Consider the following 19203-nt stretch of genomic DNA (forward strand, 5'->3'; position numbering starts at 1 on the left):
GTTCGTTGACGATCGTTGGTGGGGTTTCTATAATGAAAGGCCTGACTGCAGCGCGACCCCTCCCGAGCAACGCATGACACAATTAGCAGTGCCATCCCCTGCCGCTCCTACCTTTCCTGACCTGGTAGAGATTCAGCGGGAGAGTTTCTTATGGTTTTTGCGAGAAGGGTTTGAAGAGGAGCTTCTCAGCTTTTCCCCCATCGTCGATTACACGGGCAAGCTGGAGCTGCACTTTTTGCCCGAATATCGCCCTGGGGATCCTTCCAAAGGATACAAGATCAACAAACCGCGCTACGACCCTGAGGAAGCTAAGCGACGGGATGCTACCTACCAAGCGCAAATCCGGGTGCCCACTCGCCTGATCAACAAGGAGACCGGCGAGATCAAGGACATGGACGTCTTCATCGGCGAACTGCCCTTGATGACGGATCGCGGCACCTTTATCATCAACGGCGCCGAGCGGGTGATCGTCAACCAAATTGTGCGCAGCCCCGGCGTCTACTACAAGTCGGAACTGGACAAAAACGGCCGCCGCACCTACAGCGCCAGCCTCATCCCCAACCGGGGCGCCTGGCTGAAGTTCGAGACCGACAAAAACGGCCTGGTGTGGGTGCGCATCGACAAAACCCGCAAGCTCTCGGCGGCGGTGCTGCTGAAAGCCTTGGGCCTGAGCGACTCGGAGATCTACGACAGCCTGCGTCACCCCGAATTTTTCCAAAAAACCATGGAAAAAGAGGGGCACTACAGCGAAGAAGAGGCCCTGATGGAGCTGTACCGCAAGTTGCGGCCCGGCGAGCCTCCCACCGTCTCCGGCGGCCAGCAGTTGCTGGAGTCCCGCTTCTTCGATCCCAAGCGCTACGACCTGGGCCGGGTAGGGCGTTACAAGCTCAACAAAAAGCTCAATCTCAACGTGGCGGAAAACGTGCGGGTGCTCACCGTCCCGGACATCTTGGCCGTCATCGACTACCTGATTAACTTGGAGTACGACATCGGCCATGTGGACGACATCGACCACCTGGGCAACCGCCGTGTGCGCTCGGTGGGCGAGCTCTTGCAAAACCAGGTGCGGGTGGGTCTGAATCGCCTGGAGCGGATCATCCGCGAACGCATGACAGTTTCGGAGTCGGAAAACCTCACCCCGGCCTCTTTGGTCAACCCCAAGCCCTTGGTAGCGGCCATCAAGGAGTTTTTCGGCTCCAGCCAGCTCTCCCAGTTCATGGATCAGACCAACCCGCTGGCGGAGCTGACCCACAAGCGGCGGCTGTCGGCTCTGGGACCGGGCGGCCTGAGTCGGGAACGGGCTGGCTTTGCCGTGCGGGACATCCACCCCAGCCACTACGGACGCATCTGCCCCATCGAAACTCCCGAAGGCCCCAACGCCGGGCTGATTGGATCCCTGGCCACCCACGCCCGCGTCAACCAGTACGGCTTCATCGAAAGCCCCTACTACCGTGTCGAAAACGGCGTGGTGCGCAAAGACCTGGGCATGGTCTACCTCACCGCCGACGAGGAGGACGAGTATCGCGTGGCGCCGGGGGATGTGCCGGTGGATGCCGAAGGCCGCATTACCGCCGACTTGGTGCCGGTGCGCTACCGTCAAGAGTTCACCACCGCCCACCCCACGGAAGTGCACTATGTGCAGGTGGCGCCGGTGCAAGTGATCTCGGTGGCCACCTCCTTGATTCCCTTTCTGGAGCATGACGACGCCAACCGCGCCCTCATGGGGGCGAACATGCAGCGGCAGGCGGTGCCTCTGCTGAAGCCGGATCGGCCTTATGTGGGCACGGGTTTGGAAGCCCAGGCGGCGCGGGACTCCGGCATGGTGGTGGTGTCGCGCACCCACGGCGTGGTGACCTACGTTTCTGCCGATGAAATTGTGGTGCGGCCCGAAGATGGCGGGGATCCCATCGTCTATCGTCTGCAGAAGTACCAGCGCTCCAACCAAGATACCTGCCTCAACCAACGTCCTCTTGTCTACGCGGGGGATCGGGTGGTAGCCGGGCAGGTGCTGGCGGACGGTCCGGCTACCGAGGGGGGCGAGCTGGCTTTGGGTCAAAACGTGCTGGTGGCCTACATGCCCTGGGAGGGCTACAACTACGAAGACGCCATCTTGATCAGCGAGCGGCTGGTCTACGACGACGTCTTCACCTCGGTTCACATCGAGAAGCACGAGATCGAGGCCCGGCAAACCAAGCTAGGCCCTGAAGAGATCACCCGCGAGATCCCCAACGTGGGGGAAGATGCCCTGCGCGACCTAGACGAAAACGGCATTGTGCGCATTGGGGCCTGGGTGGAGGCTGGCGATATTTTGGTGGGCAAAGTCACTCCCAAAGGGGAGTCGGATCAGCCACCAGAGGAGCGACTCTTGCGGGCCATCTTCGGGGAAAAAGCCCGCGACGTGCGGGACAATTCCCTGCGTGTGCCCAACGGCGAGCGCGGTCGGGTGGTGGATGTGCGCATCTTCACCCGTGAGCAGGGGGACGAGCTGCCTCCGGGCGCCAACATGGTGGTGCGGGTTTACATCGCCCTCAAGCGCAAAATTCAAGTGGGGGACAAGATCGCGGGCCGCCACGGCAACAAGGGCATCATCTCCCGCATCTTGCCGATCGAGGACATGCCCTACCTGGCGGATGGCACACCGGTGGACGTGGTGCTCAACCCCTTGGGGGTTCCCTCCCGCATGAATGTGGGCCAAGTGTATGAGTGCCTCCTGGGTTGGGCAGCAGAACATTTGGGAGTGCGCTTCAAGTTGATGCCCTTCGACGAGATGCATGGTTTGGAGGCCTCGCGTTTGACGGTGGAGGCCAAGTTGCGGGAGGCCCGAGAAAAGACCGGCAAAGATTGGATCTTCAACCCAGAAGGTAAGTACTGCGGCAAGATCCAGGTGTTTGACGGTCGCACCGGGGAGCTTTTCGACCAGCCCGTTACGGTGGGCCGCGCCTACATGTTGAAGCTGGTGCATTTGGTGGACGACAAGATCCACGCCCGCTCCACCGGCCCCTACTCTTTGGTGACCCAGCAACCTTTGGGGGGCAAGGCGCAGCAGGGTGGCCAGCGCTTTGGCGAGATGGAGGTGTGGGCTCTAGAAGCGTTTGGGGCGGCCTACATCTTGCAGGAGCTGCTCACCGTCAAGTCCGACGACATGGTGGGTCGCAACGAGGCTCTCAACGCCATCGTCAAGGGCAAGCCCATCCCTCGGCCTGGCACGCCGGAGTCCTTCAAGGTGCTGGTACGGGAGCTGCAGTCCCTCTGTCTGGATGTTTCGGTCCACAAAGTGGAGACGGACAACGAGGGCCAAACCCGCAATGTGGAGGTGGATCTGATGGCCGATACTTCCAACCGTCACACTCCCTCTCGACCCACGTATGAGTCGGTTACGCCTGAGGATCTTTCCCTATCGCCTGGGGCGGCCTTTACCTTCGCCAGCCGCAGCCAAGATGAGGACGGAGAAGAGGAAGAGGAGTTTTGATTGTCGATCGGGATCCCATTCGACCTGTGAAGGAGGGTGGTGTTTACCTCTCCCTTGGGTTTAGGTAGCAGGGCAACAAGTCAGGAGAACAACGGCGATGGCCAAAACAGAGCAACGCTTTGACTATGTCAAAATCGGCTTGGCTTCTCCAGAGCGGATCATGGAGTGGGGCCAGCGCACCCTGCCCAACGGCCAAGTGGTGGGGGAAGTCACCAAGCCAGAGACCATCAACTATCGCACCCTCAAGCCGGAGATGGATGGTCTTTTTTGCGAGCGCATCTTTGGGCCAGCCAAAGACTGGGAGTGCCACTGCGGCAAGTACAAGCGCGTGCGGCATCGGGGGATCGTCTGCGAGCGCTGTGGGGTGGAGGTGACCGAGTCGCGGGTGCGCCGTCACCGCATGGGTTACATCAAGTTGGCTGCCCCCGTCACCCATGTCTGGTATTTGAAAGGGATCCCCAGCCACATCGCCACGCTGTTGGATATGCCGCTGCGGGATGTGGAGCAAGTGGTCTACTTCAACGCCTACGTGGTGGTGGATCCCGGCAACGCCCCCAATCTTTCCTACAAGCAGTTGCTGACCGAGGATCAATACCTCGAGATCGAGGATCAGATGTACGAGGAGGGCTCGGAGCTGCAACTGCCGGAGAACTGGGCCATGATCGGGGCAGAGGCCATCGAACGCCTGCTCAAGGATATCGACCTGGAAAAAGAGGCGGAGCAGTTGCGGGAGGACATCGCCGGTGCTCGCGGCCAGAAGCGGGCGCGCCTGATCAAGCGGCTGCGGGTGATCGATAACTTTATCGCAACCGGATCCCGTCCGGAGTGGATGGTATTGCGGGTGCTGCCGGTGATCCCGCCCGATCTGCGCCCGATGGTTCAGTTAGATGGGGGCCGCTTTGCCACCAGCGACCTCAACGATCTCTACCGCCGGGTGATCAACCGCAACAACCGCCTGGCCCGGCTGCAGGAGATCATGGCGCCGGAGATTATTGTGCGCAACGAAAAGCGCATGCTGCAGGAGGCGGTGGACGCGCTGATCGACAACGGTCGGCGGGGGCGCGTGGTGGCGGGGGCCAACAACCGTCCCCTCAAGTCCCTATCGGACATCATCGAGGGCAAACAGGGGCGCTTCCGGCAAAATCTGTTGGGCAAACGGGTGGACTACTCCGGGCGTTCGGTAATCGTGGTGGGGCCCAACCTGCGCATGCACCAGTGTGGGCTGCCCAAAGAGATGGCCATCGAGCTGTTCCAGCCGTTCGTCATTCACAAGTTGATCAAGCGGAACATCGTCAACAACATCAAAGCCGCCAAAAAGCTGATCCTGAGCAACGACCCGCAGGTTTGGGATGTGCTAGAGGAGGTGATCGACGGCCACCCCGTCTTGCTCAACCGCGCCCCGACATTGCACCGTCTGGGGATCCAAGCTTTTGAGCCGATCCTGGTGGAAGGGAGGGCGATTCAGCTCCACCCCTTGGTCTGCCCGGCTTTCAATGCCGACTTCGACGGCGACCAGATGGCGGTGCATGTGCCCCTGTCGTTGGAAGCCCAGGCGGAGGCACGCTTGCTGATGTTGGCCACCAACAACATCCTCTCCCCGGCCACCGGCGCTCCCATCATCACCCCCAGCCAAGATATGGTGTTGGGATGTTACTACCTGACCGCAGATAACCCCCACGCGCCCGCGGTTGAAGATCGCTACTTTGCCAGCCTCGAGGATGCTCTCATCGCCTACGACCGCGGTGTCATCGGCCTGCACAGCAAAATCTGGGTGCGCTACAACGGCCCGATGGAGCTGGGCAAGGGCGAAAAAGAGTCCGAGCCCCAGATTATCGAAGAAGCGGGCGGCACCCGCCTCAAGATCACCAACTACCGTCGCATCCGTGAGGATCAAGACGGCAACGTGATCAGCCAGTACATGCGCACCACGGCAGGCCGGATCATTTTTAACAAGGCGGTGCAAGATATTTTGTCTGCCTAGACCCACTCCCGAGCTGTCCTCTTCTTTGAAGGATGGATTGTCGGGATCCCCTCACCCAGCCGTTGTCGAGAATCTGCTGAAAATATCAGCGAGGCATCATGAGTGAAAAAGGACGCCTTTCCGCCGGCCTGTCGCGTAACAACGCCGAGGCCCCTCTGCCCCCTGTGCCCTTTCGCAACTATCAAATCGGCAAAAAAGAGCTGCGCAATCTGATCGCGTGGTCGTTTGCCCGCTACGGCACCGCCCGCACCGCTCAGATGGCGGATGCCCTCAAGACCCTGGGCTTCAAATACGCCACCCAGGCCGCCGTCTCCATCAGCGTCGAGGATCTGCGCGTCCCGCCCAGCAAGCGGCAGTTGTTGGCCCAGGCGGAAGCGGAGATCGAGGCAGCTACGGAGCGCTACACCCGTGGAGAAATCACAGAGGTGGAGCGCTACCAAAAGGTGATCGACACCTGGAACCAGACCAACGACCAGATTAAGGAGGAGATGCTCAGCAACTTCCGCCAAAACGATCCCCTCAACTCCGTGTACATGATGGCCAACTCGGGAGCGAGGGGGAACGTCTCGCAGGTGCGGCAGTTGGTGGGCATGCGCGGCCTGATGGCCAACCCGCAGGGGGAGATCATCGACTTGCCGATTAAAACCAATTTCCGCGAGGGCCTGACGGTTACCGAGTACATCATCTCCTCCTATGGGGCCCGCAAGGGGTTGGTGGATACAGCCCTGCGCACCGCCGACTCCGGCTACCTGACCCGCCGTTTGGTGGACGTCTCTCAGGATGTGATCGTGCGCGAATCCGACTGCGGCACCGAGCAGGGCATTCTCCTGGAATACCTGATGGACGGGGACAAAGTGGTGGTGTCCTTGGAGGAGCGCCTGGTGGGCCGGGTGCTGGCGCGGGATGTGGTGCATCCGCAAACCCAGGAGATCATTGCCCGTCGCAACCAAGAGGTGGATCACGACCTGGCCAAAACCATCGTGGAGGCCGGCATCCGGCAGGTGATGGTGCGTTCTCCCCTCACCTGTGAGGCTAACCGCTCCGTGTGCCGCATGTGCTATGGCTGGAGCCTGGCCCACTCCCGCCTGGTGGATTTGGGAGAGGCCGTCGGGATCATCGCCGCCCAATCGATTGGGGAGCCGGGCACCCAGTTGACCATGCGCACCTTCCACACGGGGGGTGTGTTCACCGGGGAGGTGGCCCGCCAAATTCGCGCCCCCTTTGCCGGCGTGGTGCGGTTCCCGAAAAACCTGCGCACCCGCCCCTTCCGCACCCGCCACGGCGATGACGCTCTCCAGGTGGAGGTGAACAACCAAATCGTCTTGGAAGGCCCAGACGGCCAGCGGGAAGTCTTCGACATGACCCAGGGATCCACCCTGCTGGTGCGGGACGGAACCCAGGTGCAGCGGGATCAGTTAATTGCGGAGGTGTCGCTGGCCAAGGCCAGCCGCAAGAGCACCGAAAAAGCCCAGAAAGAGGTGGTGGCCGACCTGGCCGGCGAAATTCGCTTTGCCGATCTGCCCATCGAGGAGAAGACCGACCGCCAGGGGAACACCACCTACACCGCCCAGCGGCAGGGGTTGATCTGGGTGATGTCTGGCCAGGTGTACAATCTCCCGCCGGGGGCCGAGCCGGTGGTGAAAAACGGGGATCGGGTGCAGGCGGGGGATGTAATCGCCGAAACCTCGCTGGTGACGGAGCACGGCGGCATTGTGCGGCTGCCGGAGCGCAGCGACACCAAAAGTGGGCGCGAGGTGGAGATCATCAACGCTTCTGTGGTGCTGCACGAGGCGCGGGTGCGGGTGGAATCCCACCAGGGCCGGGAGCAATTTTTGCTGGATACCGCCAGCGGCCAGACCTTCGTGCTCAAGACCACGCCGGGCACCAAAGTGGGCAACGACGAAGTGGTGGCAGAGCTGATCGACAACCACTTCCGCAGCCAGACGGGGGGCTTGGTGAAGTTTGCTGGCATTGAGGTGGCACGGCGTGGCAAGGCCAAGCAAGGTTACGAAGTCATCCAGGGTGGCACCCTGCTGTGGATCCCGGAAGAGACCCATGAGGTGAACAAAGACATCTCCCTATTGAACGTGGAGGATGGCCAGTACGTAGAAGCCGGCACCGAGGTGGTGAAGGACATCTTCTGCCAAAATGCCGGCGTTGTCGAGGTCATCCAGAAAAACGACATTTTGCGGGAGATCGTCATCAAGCCGGGATCCCTGCATCTGGTGGACAACCCCGCCGATTTGGAGGTGAAAAGCGGCACCCTCATCCAGCCAGGGCAACAGGTGCTCAGCAGCATCGTTCCCGACCAACTGGTCTATCTGGAGCATGTGGAAACCCCCGAAGGCCCAGGCTTGCTGCTGCGCCCGGTGCAGGAGTACGAAATCCCCGACCGGCCCTCGGTGCCCAGCCAGGAGTCCACCAGCGAGTCCGGCCGCTCCATTCGCCTGCGGGCGGTGCAGCGGGTTCCCTTCAAAGATGGAGAGCGCGTGAAGTCGGTGGGGCCGGTGGAGCTCCTGCGCACGCAACTGGTGCTGGAGATCGATACCGACGCCCCGCAACTGAAGGCCGATATTGAGCTGATCCAAGATGAGAAGGATCCCAGTATCCGCCGCCTGCAACTGGTCATTCTGGAAACCCTGCTGCTGCGCCGCGATGTGGAAGCAGATCTGACGCAGGGGAGTACCCACACGCGGCTGTTGGTGAGCGAGGGAGACAACATCGCCAGAGGAGATGTGATCGCCCGCACCGAGATTCAGGCCAAAAAAGCCGGGATCGTGCAAGGGATCCGCCAGGGCGCAGAAGTGGTGCGGCGGGTTCTGGTGGTTACTGACGACGACCTGCTGACGGTGCCCCTGGCGGGCCCGGCCAGCGTCGAGGTGGGAGCGCTGGTGCGGGCCAGAGACGAGCTGGCTCCGGGGATCCCTGCTCCCGAGTCGGGGCAAGTGATGCAGGTAACCGATGGCCAAGTGGTGTTGCGGGCGGCACGGCCCTACTTGGTGTCGGCGGGCGCCATTTTGCAGGTGCGGGATGGGGATCTGGTGCAGCGGGGGGATTCTTTGGCCCTCCTGGTGTTTGAGCGGGCCAAGACGGGGGATATCATTCAAGGTCTGCCGCGGATCGAGGAGCTGCTGGAGGCCCGCAAGCCCAAGGAAATGTGCGTTTTGGCCAGGCGGCCCGGCACGGTGCAACTGAGCTGGCGAGGAGAAGAGCCGGATCTGCGGGTCATTGAAGCCGATGGCACGGTTACCGAGTATTCGGTGATGCCGGGGCAAAATCTGATCGTGGTCGATGGCCAACCGGTGCAAGCAGGGGATCCCCTTACCGATGGCCCCGCCAATCCCCACGACCTCTTGGAGATCTACTACGAGTACCATCGCCAAACCTTGGGAGATGACCAAGCAGCGCAGTTGGCTTTGCGGGAGGTGCAGCGCTTTTTCGTGAACGAAGTGCAGAATGTCTACCGCTCGCAAGGGGTGGAGATTGCCGACAAACACATCGAGATCGTGGTGCGCCAGATGACCTCGAAGGTGCGGGTGGATGACGGCGGCGATACCATCCTGTTGCCGGGCGAGCTGGTGGAGCTGCGGGAAATCCAGCAAACCAATGCCAACATGGCCTTTACCGGGGGAGCGCCGGCCAAGTACACGCCCGTCTTGCTGGGGATCACCAAGGCCAGCTTAAACACCGACAGCTTCATCTCGGCGGCTAGCTTCCAGGAGACCACGCGGGTGCTGACGGAGGCGGCCATCGAGGGCAAGTCGGACTGGCTGCGGGGGCTGAAGGAGAACGTGATCATCGGGCGTTTGATCCCCGCGGGCACCGGCTTCAGCACCTACGAGGAGATGGCGCCAGAACCGGAGCCGGAGGAAGAGGAGGAGCCTGTCGTGCTGCCGGAGCTGCCGCCCCGTTTGATCTTGGAAGACGACCAGCTCATCGACGACTCCACCCCTGCTTTTGACGAGCTGGAGGAGGATGAGGAAGAGGAGTGAGGCGCTGGAGCTCTCGGATTGGGCCACTTTGCAAGCTGAAATCGTCCGTTGCCGTCGCTGTCCCCGCCTGGTGGCTTGGCGAGAAGGGGTTGCCCAGCAAAAGGTGGCCCGTTTTTGCGACCAACTCTACTGGGGCCGACCGGTGCCGGGGTTTGGGGATGTGCAGGCGCGGCTGTGGATGATCGGCTTGGCGCCAGCCGCCCATGGGGGCAACCGCACAGGCCGGGTGTTTACTGGGGATCCCAGCGGGGATTGGCTATTTCGCGCCCTGTACCGGGCCGGGTTTGCCAATCAACCCACCTCAATCCACCGGGAGGATGGCCTGCAATTGCGGGATTGCTACATCTCAGCCGTGGTGCGCTGTGCGCCGCCGCAGAACCGTCCCACCGCCGCAGAAGCCGAAGCTTGCCTGGGCTATCTGAGACAAGAGCTGGAGCTGTTGACCCAGGTGCGGGTGATCTTGGCGTTGGGCCATTTTGCCTTTCGCTACACCTTGGCGCTCTTGCCGCCTCTCAGGCCCCGCCCCCGCTTTGGCCACAACTGCGTCATTCCTTTGGGAGAGGGTCGCTATTTGCTGACGTCTTACCACCCCAGCCGCCGCAACACGGCCACCAAGCGGTTGACAGAGGCGATGCTGGACGCCGTCTTTGAGCGGGCGCAGCAGTTGTTGTCCCCATCTCCGCCATCCACCCCCCTGATCGAGTTTTGAGCCGAAGATTCTGCAGTGGCCGGACGTTTGGCCAAAGGCTGGAGTCGTTGCCGCCCCTCACCCCCAACCCCTCTGCCCCAAGGGGAGAGGGGAGCTGGAGATCGGCGGAGGAGCTGTTTCATATTGCAATGGCAGCGACTACCTTGCTGAGCCGCCGGGCCCGGCAGGGATCAAGCCGGCTGCCAGGTTTCCAGGCGGTAGGCGCTGTCCCAAAACAGCCATTCCAGGCGGGAGGCGGCTACGAAGGCGGCGGTCATCTTTTCCCGCATCGCCGCTGTGGTCTGCGCAGCCAAGGAGTCGGTGAGGTCGAGGGCCTGTTGCACCACCTGGGCAAATTCTTCCCCCGCGTAGGTGTCGATCCATTGTTGGTAAGGATTGTTGGGCTGGGCGGTGCGGTAGATGGCGGATCCCACCTCGCGATAGATCCAAAAACAGGGCAGCACGGCGGCCATGGCCACCTCGTAGGGATCCAAGGCAGCCGCAGCCAATAGAAAACGGGTGTAGGCGAAGCAGGCAGGAGCGTAGGTTGTCTCCGGCTGGATGTCGTAGAGGCGAAAGTAACTCTCGTGCAGGCTGCGTTCGGCCACAATGGCCCCCAGGGCAAAGTTCAAGAAACTCACCACCCGCTCAGCCCCTTCAGAACGAGCCCCGATCAAGGCGAGGGCGCGGGCAAAATCGGTGAGATAAAGAGCATCTTGCTGCAAATAAAACTGGAAGCGCTGCCGCGAGAGGCTGCCTGCCGCCAACTCACGGTTAAAGGGGTGATCCAAGATCTGTTGGTAGATAGGCTCGATCGTCTGCCAGAGGTGGGTGGTAAAGGATTGGGACATGGTGGCTCTCTCGCGGCGTTGTCTATTTTTCTACCGCTTTTCAGAGGGTCGGCCTAGCTGGAGCTAGGCTTCCGGCATGAGGGGGCGGAAGCCATGCTTGCGAGACAGTTGCCCGATTAAATCCAGTTTTTCCAGGGTGATCAAGTTGCGGCCCCAACTGAAATTGGTGTACAGGCCCTCAAACTCCAGCAGCATCGACTCGGCGAAGCAGGCAAAGAGCTGACGGGCCGGGTTGGCCACATTCAAAAACTGCATGATGTTCCATTCAATATCCAAAGAGTGCTCCACCATCCCCCCGTCAATGACGTAAAGTCCCTTTCGTTGCAAGTTAGAGGCAATGTTTTTCGGGTAGCCGCCGTCAATGATCACGCAGGGATCCGGCAACACCTGCGGATCGAGGGTCATGCCTTGGCTCATGCTGGCCACCCAAACGATAAAGTCGGCGCGCGGCAGGGCCTCTTCCAGCGAACAGATCTCCCCCTGCTTGAGCTTGGCCTGCAACTCTTCTAGGCGCCGCCGCTCCCGGGCGATGAGCAACAATTTGCCCAGGTGGGTGTGGGCTATCAACCACCGACAGATGGCGCTGCCGATATCTCCGGTCGCCCCCACCACCGCAACCGTAGCGGCTGCCAAGTCCATGGCGTAGCGCTGGGCCGCCAACTGTAGCTGCTGACAGATGATGTAGGCGGTGTGGGTGTTGCCGGTGGTAAAGCGTTGGATCTCCAAGTCGATGTTGCGGACTCGCCTGAGACTGTCAAGGCGGAAATTCTCGAAAATAATGCTGCTAAACCCCCCCAGAGCGGTGATGTTCAGGCCGCGCCGCTGGGCCAGAGCCATCGCGTTCAAAACTTTCCGACAGGCCGCCTTCACCCGTCCCCCCGCCAACATTTCCGGCAAGAAACAGGATTCGACGTACTGCCCATAAATCTTTTGGCCGGTAATGCTGGTTACCGTAATCTCGTCCACCACCTGCGGGGGAGCCATGCACCAGAACTCTAGGTCGCTCTCTGCATATTCGGAATAGCCCAGCTTGTCTGCCACCCGCTTCGCATGAGCCAAGCTGGTCAAGTGCCCGATCAGGCCGAACATAGAGGTTTACTCGCTTGCATGACTAATGGATCGCATCAGGATCCCATCAAAACACGTCCATACGCGGGAGAGGTAGGGATCCCCGACAGCCGGGTTGAAACTCCAGTCCAGCAGCAGAGGATGGATACCGGGTTGGGTCACGCTGCCCGCAAACCCTGGGCCGAGAGGCGCATCACCTCGCGGGTGCTGAAGCCGATGTTGGCCAGCGCCTCGCCATAGGCAATCATAAAGTCCTCGACGATGGCCTCGCGATCCATATAGATGGCTTCCACATCCTCGTCTACCTGCTGCAGCATCTGCCAGACCAAGGGCAGGTTCTGGGCATTGGCCGCTTCGATCTGAGCTTTGACCTCGGCAAAGTGTTCGCCCAGCCAGCGCTCGCCAAAGTTCAGGTGCAAATACTCGTCTTTGACCACTCCCTCGGTGATCTTGCGGGCAAACTCATCGGCAACCGGGATGTAGATGTTGTAGGCGGCAATGGCAAAGCACTCGATGATCAAAGACTGAATGACAAAACAGGAGACCAGATCCCCTGCCGCCGCGGCGCTTTGGAAATTGTTGCGCAAAGGGGCGAAGAAAGCGCGGGCAAACTCCCTATCCGGCTCTATTTGCAGGTTTTTGCCGCAGGATTGGAAGCCTTTCATGTGCCGCAATTCCATTTTGGCCAGCTTGCGCAGCTCTTCTGCTGCTTCCGGCAGCAGTTCGGCCAGCTTGAGGTAGTTGTCGTGGGCTTCTTGTTCCCCTTCGATGACAATGCCATTGATGCGGGAGTAGGCCTGCCGATAAACCGCGCTGCCGTAGTCCAGGGTGGTGCCACCCTCGCTAGCCAAGGGCTGGGGGGGATTGGGCAGGACGTTCGCCGGGGCCATACTCATGCATCTCCTCTCGCTGTGGTTTGGCTGTTGTGGATTGTTGGTTGCGGATGTCCAGCAACGGCATCGCTCTTCTAACAGGATAGCCGTAGCTGCTGCAGAATGGGTGGGATCCCTTCTGATTCAGGATAGGGGTCTGCTAGCGTGAGTGCTCAGGTGCCGTTGGGGAGCCTGCTGTATGTCTGCTCTTGGGGATGGCCTGAACCAACTGCGGCAGTTGCTGGTGGAGTTGGAGGAACAGTCCCTCGATCAACCGATTGGCAGCGCCGAGGAGGTGTTGCAGGCGATCGAGCTGGCGACGGCTTTTGAGCTGTTCGAGGCGGAAAGCAGCCGTTTGCTGCTGCAGATTGTGGCCAATCTCTGGGATCGAGTACGGCAACAGGATCTGTCTTCAGAAGAGATTGAGACGGTCTCGGAGAAGTTGCGGGCGGTGGGCTATACCCATTCTGAGATCCAGGAGATCCTCGATCTGGAGCCGGAACTCTAGGCTTGCACCATGCCCAGCTCTGCCGGGGCGACATCTGCTTCTATTTGGGTGGTGCTGTCGTAGCAGGCCCCGCGCAGGTTGGCCAGCTTGAGTTTGCACTGGGCAAGAAGGGATCCCTTTAAGTTGGTTCCGGTGAGATTGGCCCCCGCCAAGTCCGCTTGGCTGAGATCGGCACCGCTCAAGTCCGCTTCGGCCAGGTTGGCTCCACGCAAGTTGGCTCCCTGCAGTCGGGATCCCTGCAACTTGGCCTTTTCTAGATTGGCCAGGCGCAGGTTGGATCCCTGCAGATCGGCTTGGCTGAGGTCGGCACCGCTCAAGTAGGCCCGCTCCAGATTGGCAGAGGCCAGCTTGGCCTGCCGGAGAATAGCCCCCCCCAAATCGATCCCGGCCAGGTCGGCCCCGGCCAGGTCAGCCCCGGTTAGTTGGCTGTTGCTGAAGTCGCGCTCGCCGCTGCCGTAGCGTTGCAGCAGCTCTGCCCCAGTTTCTACCATCGCCGTTTTCCACGCCAGACGAATTGGATCCTACCCAGGAATGGAAGGGCCGCCAAGAGCAGGCTACGATGGGCGCAAGCCGTTTTCTGGGATCCCCACTGATGAGCTTGCCCCGTGTGCCCCGAACTCGCCCCCGCCCCAAGCTGCGCTCGATCCCGCGCCGCCAAACCGAATCCGCTCTCTATGCCGAAATGCAGCAGCTCACCGTGGAAAAGCAGCGCCTCAACCAGGAGCTGGAGTCTATCCAAGAGCGGCAAGGGCAAATTCAGTCCCGGCTCCAGGAAATCGAGCAGGCCATGCAACACCTCCAGCAGCAGGCAGAAGCTTTTCGGGATCCTGCCCCCGCCTCTGAACCGGCCAAGCTCAGATCCCGTCCTTGCCGCTTCCCACCCATGACCTTCGAGTATTGAGGGGATCCCCGCTTAAACCGCATTACCCTATTCTCGGAGAGCCAAAGCAACAAGTCAGAGATTTTGTAGCTAGCTTAACTATTTGCTGCTCGTCTCCAGCCGACTCTAGAATTCAGGCTGGTTAACAGCTATTCTCAAGCCGGCTGCACACCTATTTGAACTTTCAGGTTTATGAATGCTTAGAGCGGGTAGGTTTTGTTGTCTTCGCCAAGACATCCCCCGGTCGCCGCAGGGTCAAGAAGGGATTGATTGCCTGAATGTTGGCCTGGGGATAAGCTTGCTGAACCTGCCCAAAAGTTTGTTGCGAGATAGGGTGCCCGTCAGTCCAGAGGGGATGGCGCACGATCCGCACTTCCCGTCCTTTATTTCCCGTCCACACCGGCAGCGGAAAGTCCTGAGGCGCTCTCTGGAAGCCTAAGTTTTCCAGCAGCGGCGGCAGTGCTCGCTCCACCAGGCGCCGCCAAGGATTCTCCTGACCTTCCCCCCAAGGGGTTTGCAAATCGACCGGCGCCTCAGCATCTCGCAGGAGGCGAGCCATATCCAAGGCCAGCCGCCAGTCCAACAGCCCGTGGTAAACCAGGTTGTAATAATCGCGCAAGCAGTTGTTGCAAGACGTGTCGCAGCCCTCTTGGTGCTGCAGCCAACGGTCGGCTAAACTGTTGGGCCGAGACAAGTCCTCCTGTTCTAGCAGCTTCGAGAAAACTTCCGGCTGGGCAAGGTAGAGGCAATACCCTGCGCCGTTCTCCAGCCTATCAAACAGAAAAGCTCTTCCCACCACTCGACCGGCCTCTGCTGTGGTCTGAAAGCTGGCTTGCAACTCGTCAGGATCCACATCCAGAAAAGCACAGGCAGCCGCCCGCAACCAAAACGCAAAAGAATACAAAGCTGCTCGCCCTTCCAAAGTCCTTGGGTCGGCAAACACGCCAGTTGGCCAAGTCTGAAAGCCGACCAGCAGCACATCAGTGCGTCGCTTGGACAGCAAGGCAATTCGATAGGTAGGGCCGATCCCTTTGACTTGTTCCCCTTGGGCTTGCGAATAGGGATCGAGGCAGACATAGGCTCCCGCCTGCTTCTGGCCAAAAACTTCCGCCGCTTGCAGCCGGAAACCACCCTCGCCGCCGCGATCGTTGACGATTAGAACGTTGCCGCTGCCACCCTGCAGGTGAGCGTTACCAGTCTTCGCTTCGCGCTCAAGCTCAGGCACGCCCAGGGTGGGCCGGCTAACGCGGGGTTGCCACTCAAATTGACCGTCGAAATCCCGCGGCTCCAAGTTGGTGAAAAAGCCTGTCGGCTCACGGGCATCGATACAGCGGAGGGTGGGTTGCCCGCATACAGGGCAAGTTTGATCCGCCGGCTTGAACGCAGGAGGAGAAGAAAGGGGCGGCTGAGGTTGGTAGTTCTCGATCATGGCTTGGCAGTTGCGACAAAATCCCAACCAGCGGTTGGGTTGGTCAAGGGGTGGCACCAAACCGGGACGCGATTGCACGCCTCTTTTGTGAGGCGCCAACTCCACCAGCCCGCAGGCGGTGTGTACCGCCCGATCTTTGACGATTTCTGAGCCGGGGGCAAATTGTGCGATCGCCGTATCCAAGTCACGATCGATGGTGCCTTGGCTAGCTGACCAGCGAGTGTAGAGCAATCGCACCCGCGTGGGAAAGCCAAACATGGGCAAGATGCCGGCATTGGCCAAACGCTCGCTGAGTTGAGTTTGTCTGTAGGCGTTGGAAGCGGCAATCTCGTTAATCTTATCGACCAACTCCTCGCGGATGTGGCGATGTAAGGCTTGTTGCTCGTCAACCGAGAGATGAGTTTGCTGGCAAAGTTGAGCAATCACGGTTCGAATCTCTTGGTCATGGCTAGCAATCCAGTTGCGAACCGATGGTTCCACCTTTGGCCAGTTTTCGGCTAGGCCAAATTCCCCGTGGATGCTGGTCACGTCTTCGAGATCCACTGCAGCGGATAGATCTTGTTGTGAGACTTCCTGAAAAGCTTGTCGCAAAACCTCTTTCGCGATGACGCGCTGGGCAATACTACGGCTGCGCAGATCGATGTAAGGGGGAGGTGGCGGATCGCCGGTAATAGCCTCAGGGCGCTGAAAGTAAAAATCGTCGTGGCTGCGGCCTCGGCAAAACGTAATCGCCAAGGAAACCCCGGCGCCGCGCCGCCCAGCCCGTCCCACCCGCTGCTGGTAGTTGAAACGCCGCGGCGGCATGTTCGCCATCATCACCGCCAACAGCCCGCCGATGTCTACCCCAGCTTCCATGGTGGTGGTCACGCTCAGCAAATCAATGCCCTGAGCCAGCGGTATTTCCCCTTCCAAAAATACGTCCTGAAACCAGCGCTGCCGTCTGAGGCGATCCTCTTTGTCCGTTTGGCCAGTTAATTCGGCAGCATTCATCCGAAACGGTTCGTTGTCAGGATCGGAGAGGTAGGCGTAGTAGTCCAAGTCGCGCGGCAAGCTGCTCGGCTGCAATCGGATGACCTGCGGGTCAGAGTGTCGGCTGGTGTTGTGGCCGCCGCTGCACTCCGGGCACCATCCCCCCGCGGCATGCAAGTAAAAGGCGCTGCACTGAGGACAGCGGTAGCCTTGAAGACCTTCGCGAGAGACAGGCACGAGGTAGAGGCAATCTGGATCCAAAACCAGTCCGTCCGAGCTACTGCTACCGATCTTGCGCAACTCCCCCTCAATCTGCGATTTCAGTCCTGGCTTGCCCTGCTCTTCTAACCTTTCCAGGTATCGAACCACACACCTCGGCAGTTCCCGATTAGAATCAACCCTGTAGTACTTGGAGAATCGATGCTGCTTGCGAACTCCCAGTTGGCGGATGACAGCACTCACAACTTCTTGCAGTTCCGGCGGGACTTGAGCCGTAACATAGCCCTGGCCAAAAGACTCAGTGTTTCTGACCGCATGGGCAAACAGCGCGAACATCATTTCATCGGCCAAGTAGGCATTGAGCTTGTCCAGGTGTTTTTCTTGCTCTGGAGTCGGGCGGTCGGCTCTTCGTGTTATTGGGTTGTTTTGCCAGTTGTAAAGCTCCGTCCAGTGATGCCGATCCTTGTTGATGGCATAGTAGAGGGCGCTAAAGGACATACCACCAGGGCATAGTCCCAACTGTAAGAGGCGGTCTGCCAGAGTGCGTCGAAGCTTGAGGAGTGGAACTTGCCCGGGGTAAGACTCGAGCATTGCTAGCCATTGTTGGCGTGCCTCAGGATCGGCCGGCGGCATGTCCTGCGCCCAAAACAATGCCTCGGTAGCAAGGGTAGGCTGCAGATTGGCAAAGCGATTGCGTGCCGCCCAATCCTCCGCCATCCGCTCAACGTCTTCCAGCAGCTTGGGATAGCCGCGCAACCGTTGCTGCCGTTGCTCTGGGGTAGGTAAAATGCTGCGCAGAAAAGCCCGCAGGTCTTGCCAGTACTCCCGCGCCAATCGCACCAGCAACAAGCGCACCATATCGCGGTAGTGATCCATTTCCATCCCAGCAGCCAATTTGGCGGCGTCCTGGCGGCTATCGGAAAAAATCACCAGCTTGCGGGATTGCGGCGTCGGCATTTCCCGCAACAAAGCGCCGGCAATCACCTGACAGGCTTTCTGAAATCCAGTGCGATGCACACGTAGCGGGGTGGGATAGGCTTCGCGGCGGGCGCGATCGGTATCGCAGCGCGGGCAACGGGTCGGCAAGGCAGGCTGGTTCTCGGCCTCTACTTGGTACACCCAGCCAGGAACCTCGCCTTCTTTAGGAGGTGTCTTCTCTTTGTTGAGTTCGCCCGTAGCGGGGTTGAGTTTGGCCTCGACCCACCGCCGCTTGACTTTTCCAGCGCTCCACTCCAGATCTTGCGGCTCGGTCGCCCAAGGTTCTGGGTCATGGGGGAGGGGCCAAAAAACGCGATAGTTCCCGGATTTTTGGGTGAGGCTTACTAAATCGGGAATGCCTTCTAGATCAGGTTGATCGGGAGTGAGGATAACCGACTTGCCAGACGAGTAAGCATAACCCCCTAGGAATACCTCCCCGCAAACTTCGCAGACGATCAAATCCAGAACCCGTGCCCCGCAGTCGCAACTGAGGCGGTGCTGGCTATGTAAGGCACCGATAGGCGGAGGGGGTTGGTTGTCCTCTTGAGGGCGTTGGGCAACGCTGCACTTGGGGCTGCTGCACGCCCACAGGCCTTGCAGGTTGTGAAAGAAGAGGTGGCCGCGCACGGGCTGGGGCGATCGCCCATCTTCTCGCTTCGCTACTGCCGTTGCCATCAACAGTCCCCGCAAGGCCTCAGAGACCAGACCGCCTGCAGGCACGGGTGCGCCTGGAAACAGTTGCTGGTCAACTTTTTGGATGGGGGTGGCGCGCACGCTGCCGCTAGCCTGCCGACAGGCCTCCCGCAGCGCATCTGCAACGTTGAGTCCCTCGAGGCACTCCCCCAAAGCCTGCTCTGGGGATCCCAAGCTGGGATCGCCGCCCAAAGCCCGCACCAGCCTCGTCAGGGCTTCTTTAGTGACTGGGAGAGGGCGCAGCGGCTGGAGGGGATCCGGCTGCACATCGCTGGCAAACTGAGCAAAAGCAGCTTGATGCTGACGCACTTGTGCTGGCGCTTTGGGAACCGGAGGAACTTGTTCCCCGGCAATCACCACAAAGCGATCGCGCCCAACAAACTCCCGGAGAAACTTGCGGCCTGCCTCGCCCTCTTCCAAGCTGGCACTGGTGGCCAAAACCTGCAGTTGTTCTGAGTTGACTGTTAGCCCCAAACGGTACAGCAGTAAGCGCAGCAAGTAGGCTACTTCTGAGCCTGGCGTCCCTCGGTACAGCCTGTTAAGTAATCAAGGGGTACAGTAGCAACACTTAGCAAACCAACTTCGGAAGCAGGATGGATTGATCAG

At 60.1% G+C, this 19203-nt stretch carries 11 protein-coding genes; 6 read left to right on the forward strand and 5 right to left on the reverse strand.

Annotation, left to right across the window (positions count from 1 at the left end; all coding sequences use genetic code 11):
• The first annotated feature begins 73 nt into the window (after positions 1–73).
• From rpoB to NW851_RS10240, 4 genes are all read left to right on the forward strand, one after another.
• Complete coding sequence (gene rpoB, locus NW851_RS10225) at positions 74–3469, forward strand: DNA-directed RNA polymerase subunit beta (protein WP_414332903.1); 3396 nt, start codon at positions 74–76, stop codon at positions 3467–3469.
• A gap of 97 nt (positions 3470–3566) precedes the next feature.
• Entirely contained in the window at positions 3567–5450 is a 1884-nt protein-coding gene (locus tag NW851_RS10230) for a DNA-directed RNA polymerase subunit gamma (protein WP_414332901.1), read from the forward strand.
• A 98-nt stretch (positions 5451–5548) separates the two neighbouring features.
• Positions 5549–9442 carry a DNA-directed RNA polymerase subunit beta' gene (locus NW851_RS10235; RefSeq protein ID WP_414338256.1) on the forward strand — a complete coding sequence of 1298 codons (3894 nt, stop codon included), beginning with the start codon at positions 5549–5551 and terminating at the stop codon, positions 9440–9442.
• The gene (locus tag NW851_RS10240) at positions 9426–10151 is read left to right on the forward strand and encodes a uracil-DNA glycosylase (RefSeq protein ID WP_414338258.1); all 726 of its coding nucleotides are present in this window, start codon (positions 9426–9428) and stop codon (positions 10149–10151) included. The genes NW851_RS10235 and NW851_RS10240 overlap by 17 nt, the downstream gene beginning before the upstream one ends.
• 170 nt (positions 10152–10321) lie before the next feature.
• Here the strand turns inward: NW851_RS10240 and tenA are convergent, their stop codons facing one another.
• The 3 genes from tenA to NW851_RS10255 all read right to left on the reverse strand — a co-directional run bounded on the left by tenA (position 10322) and on the right by NW851_RS10255 (position 12939).
• A complete protein-coding gene (gene tenA / locus NW851_RS10245; RefSeq protein ID WP_414338261.1) occupies positions 10322–10981 on the reverse strand; it encodes a thiaminase II in 660 nt (219 codons plus the stop codon).
• A 63-nt stretch (positions 10982–11044) separates the two neighbouring features.
• On the reverse strand, positions 11045–12070 hold the full coding sequence (locus tag NW851_RS10250; RefSeq protein WP_414332893.1) for a long-chain acyl-[acyl-carrier-protein] reductase: 1026 nt from the start codon (positions 12068–12070) through the stop codon (positions 11045–11047).
• Between the two features lie 137 nt (positions 12071–12207).
• Entirely contained in the window at positions 12208–12939 is a 732-nt protein-coding gene (locus NW851_RS10255; protein ID WP_414332891.1) for an aldehyde oxygenase (deformylating), read from the reverse strand.
• 181 nt (positions 12940–13120) lie between these two features.
• Between NW851_RS10255 and NW851_RS10260 the strand changes: the two genes are divergently transcribed.
• Complete coding sequence (locus NW851_RS10260; protein WP_414332889.1) at positions 13121–13429, forward strand: hypothetical protein; 309 nt, start codon at positions 13121–13123, stop codon at positions 13427–13429.
• On the opposite strand, the gene NW851_RS10265 is transcribed toward NW851_RS10260, so the two are convergent.
• A complete protein-coding gene (locus NW851_RS10265) occupies positions 13426–13920 on the reverse strand; it encodes a pentapeptide repeat-containing protein (RefSeq protein WP_414332887.1) in 495 nt (164 codons plus the stop codon). The genes NW851_RS10260 and NW851_RS10265 overlap by 4 nt on opposite strands.
• Positions 13921–14021: 101 nt before the next feature.
• Between NW851_RS10265 and NW851_RS10270 the strand changes: the two genes are divergently transcribed.
• Positions 14022–14330, forward strand: a complete 309-nt coding sequence (locus NW851_RS10270; RefSeq protein ID WP_414332885.1) for a gas vesicle protein GvpV — start codon at positions 14022–14024, stop codon at positions 14328–14330.
• Positions 14331–14499: 169 nt separating this feature from the next.
• On the opposite strand, the gene NW851_RS10275 is transcribed toward NW851_RS10270, so the two are convergent.
• On the reverse strand, positions 14500–19095 hold the full coding sequence (locus NW851_RS10275) for a helicase-related protein (RefSeq protein ID WP_414332883.1): 4596 nt from the start codon (positions 19093–19095) through the stop codon (positions 14500–14502).
• Positions 19096–19203 lie beyond the last annotated feature (108 nt).

The sequence above is a fragment of the Synechococcus sp. H55.7 genome, assembly GCF_047462395.1.
GTDB lineage: Bacteria > Cyanobacteriota > Cyanobacteriia > Thermostichales > Thermostichaceae > Thermostichus.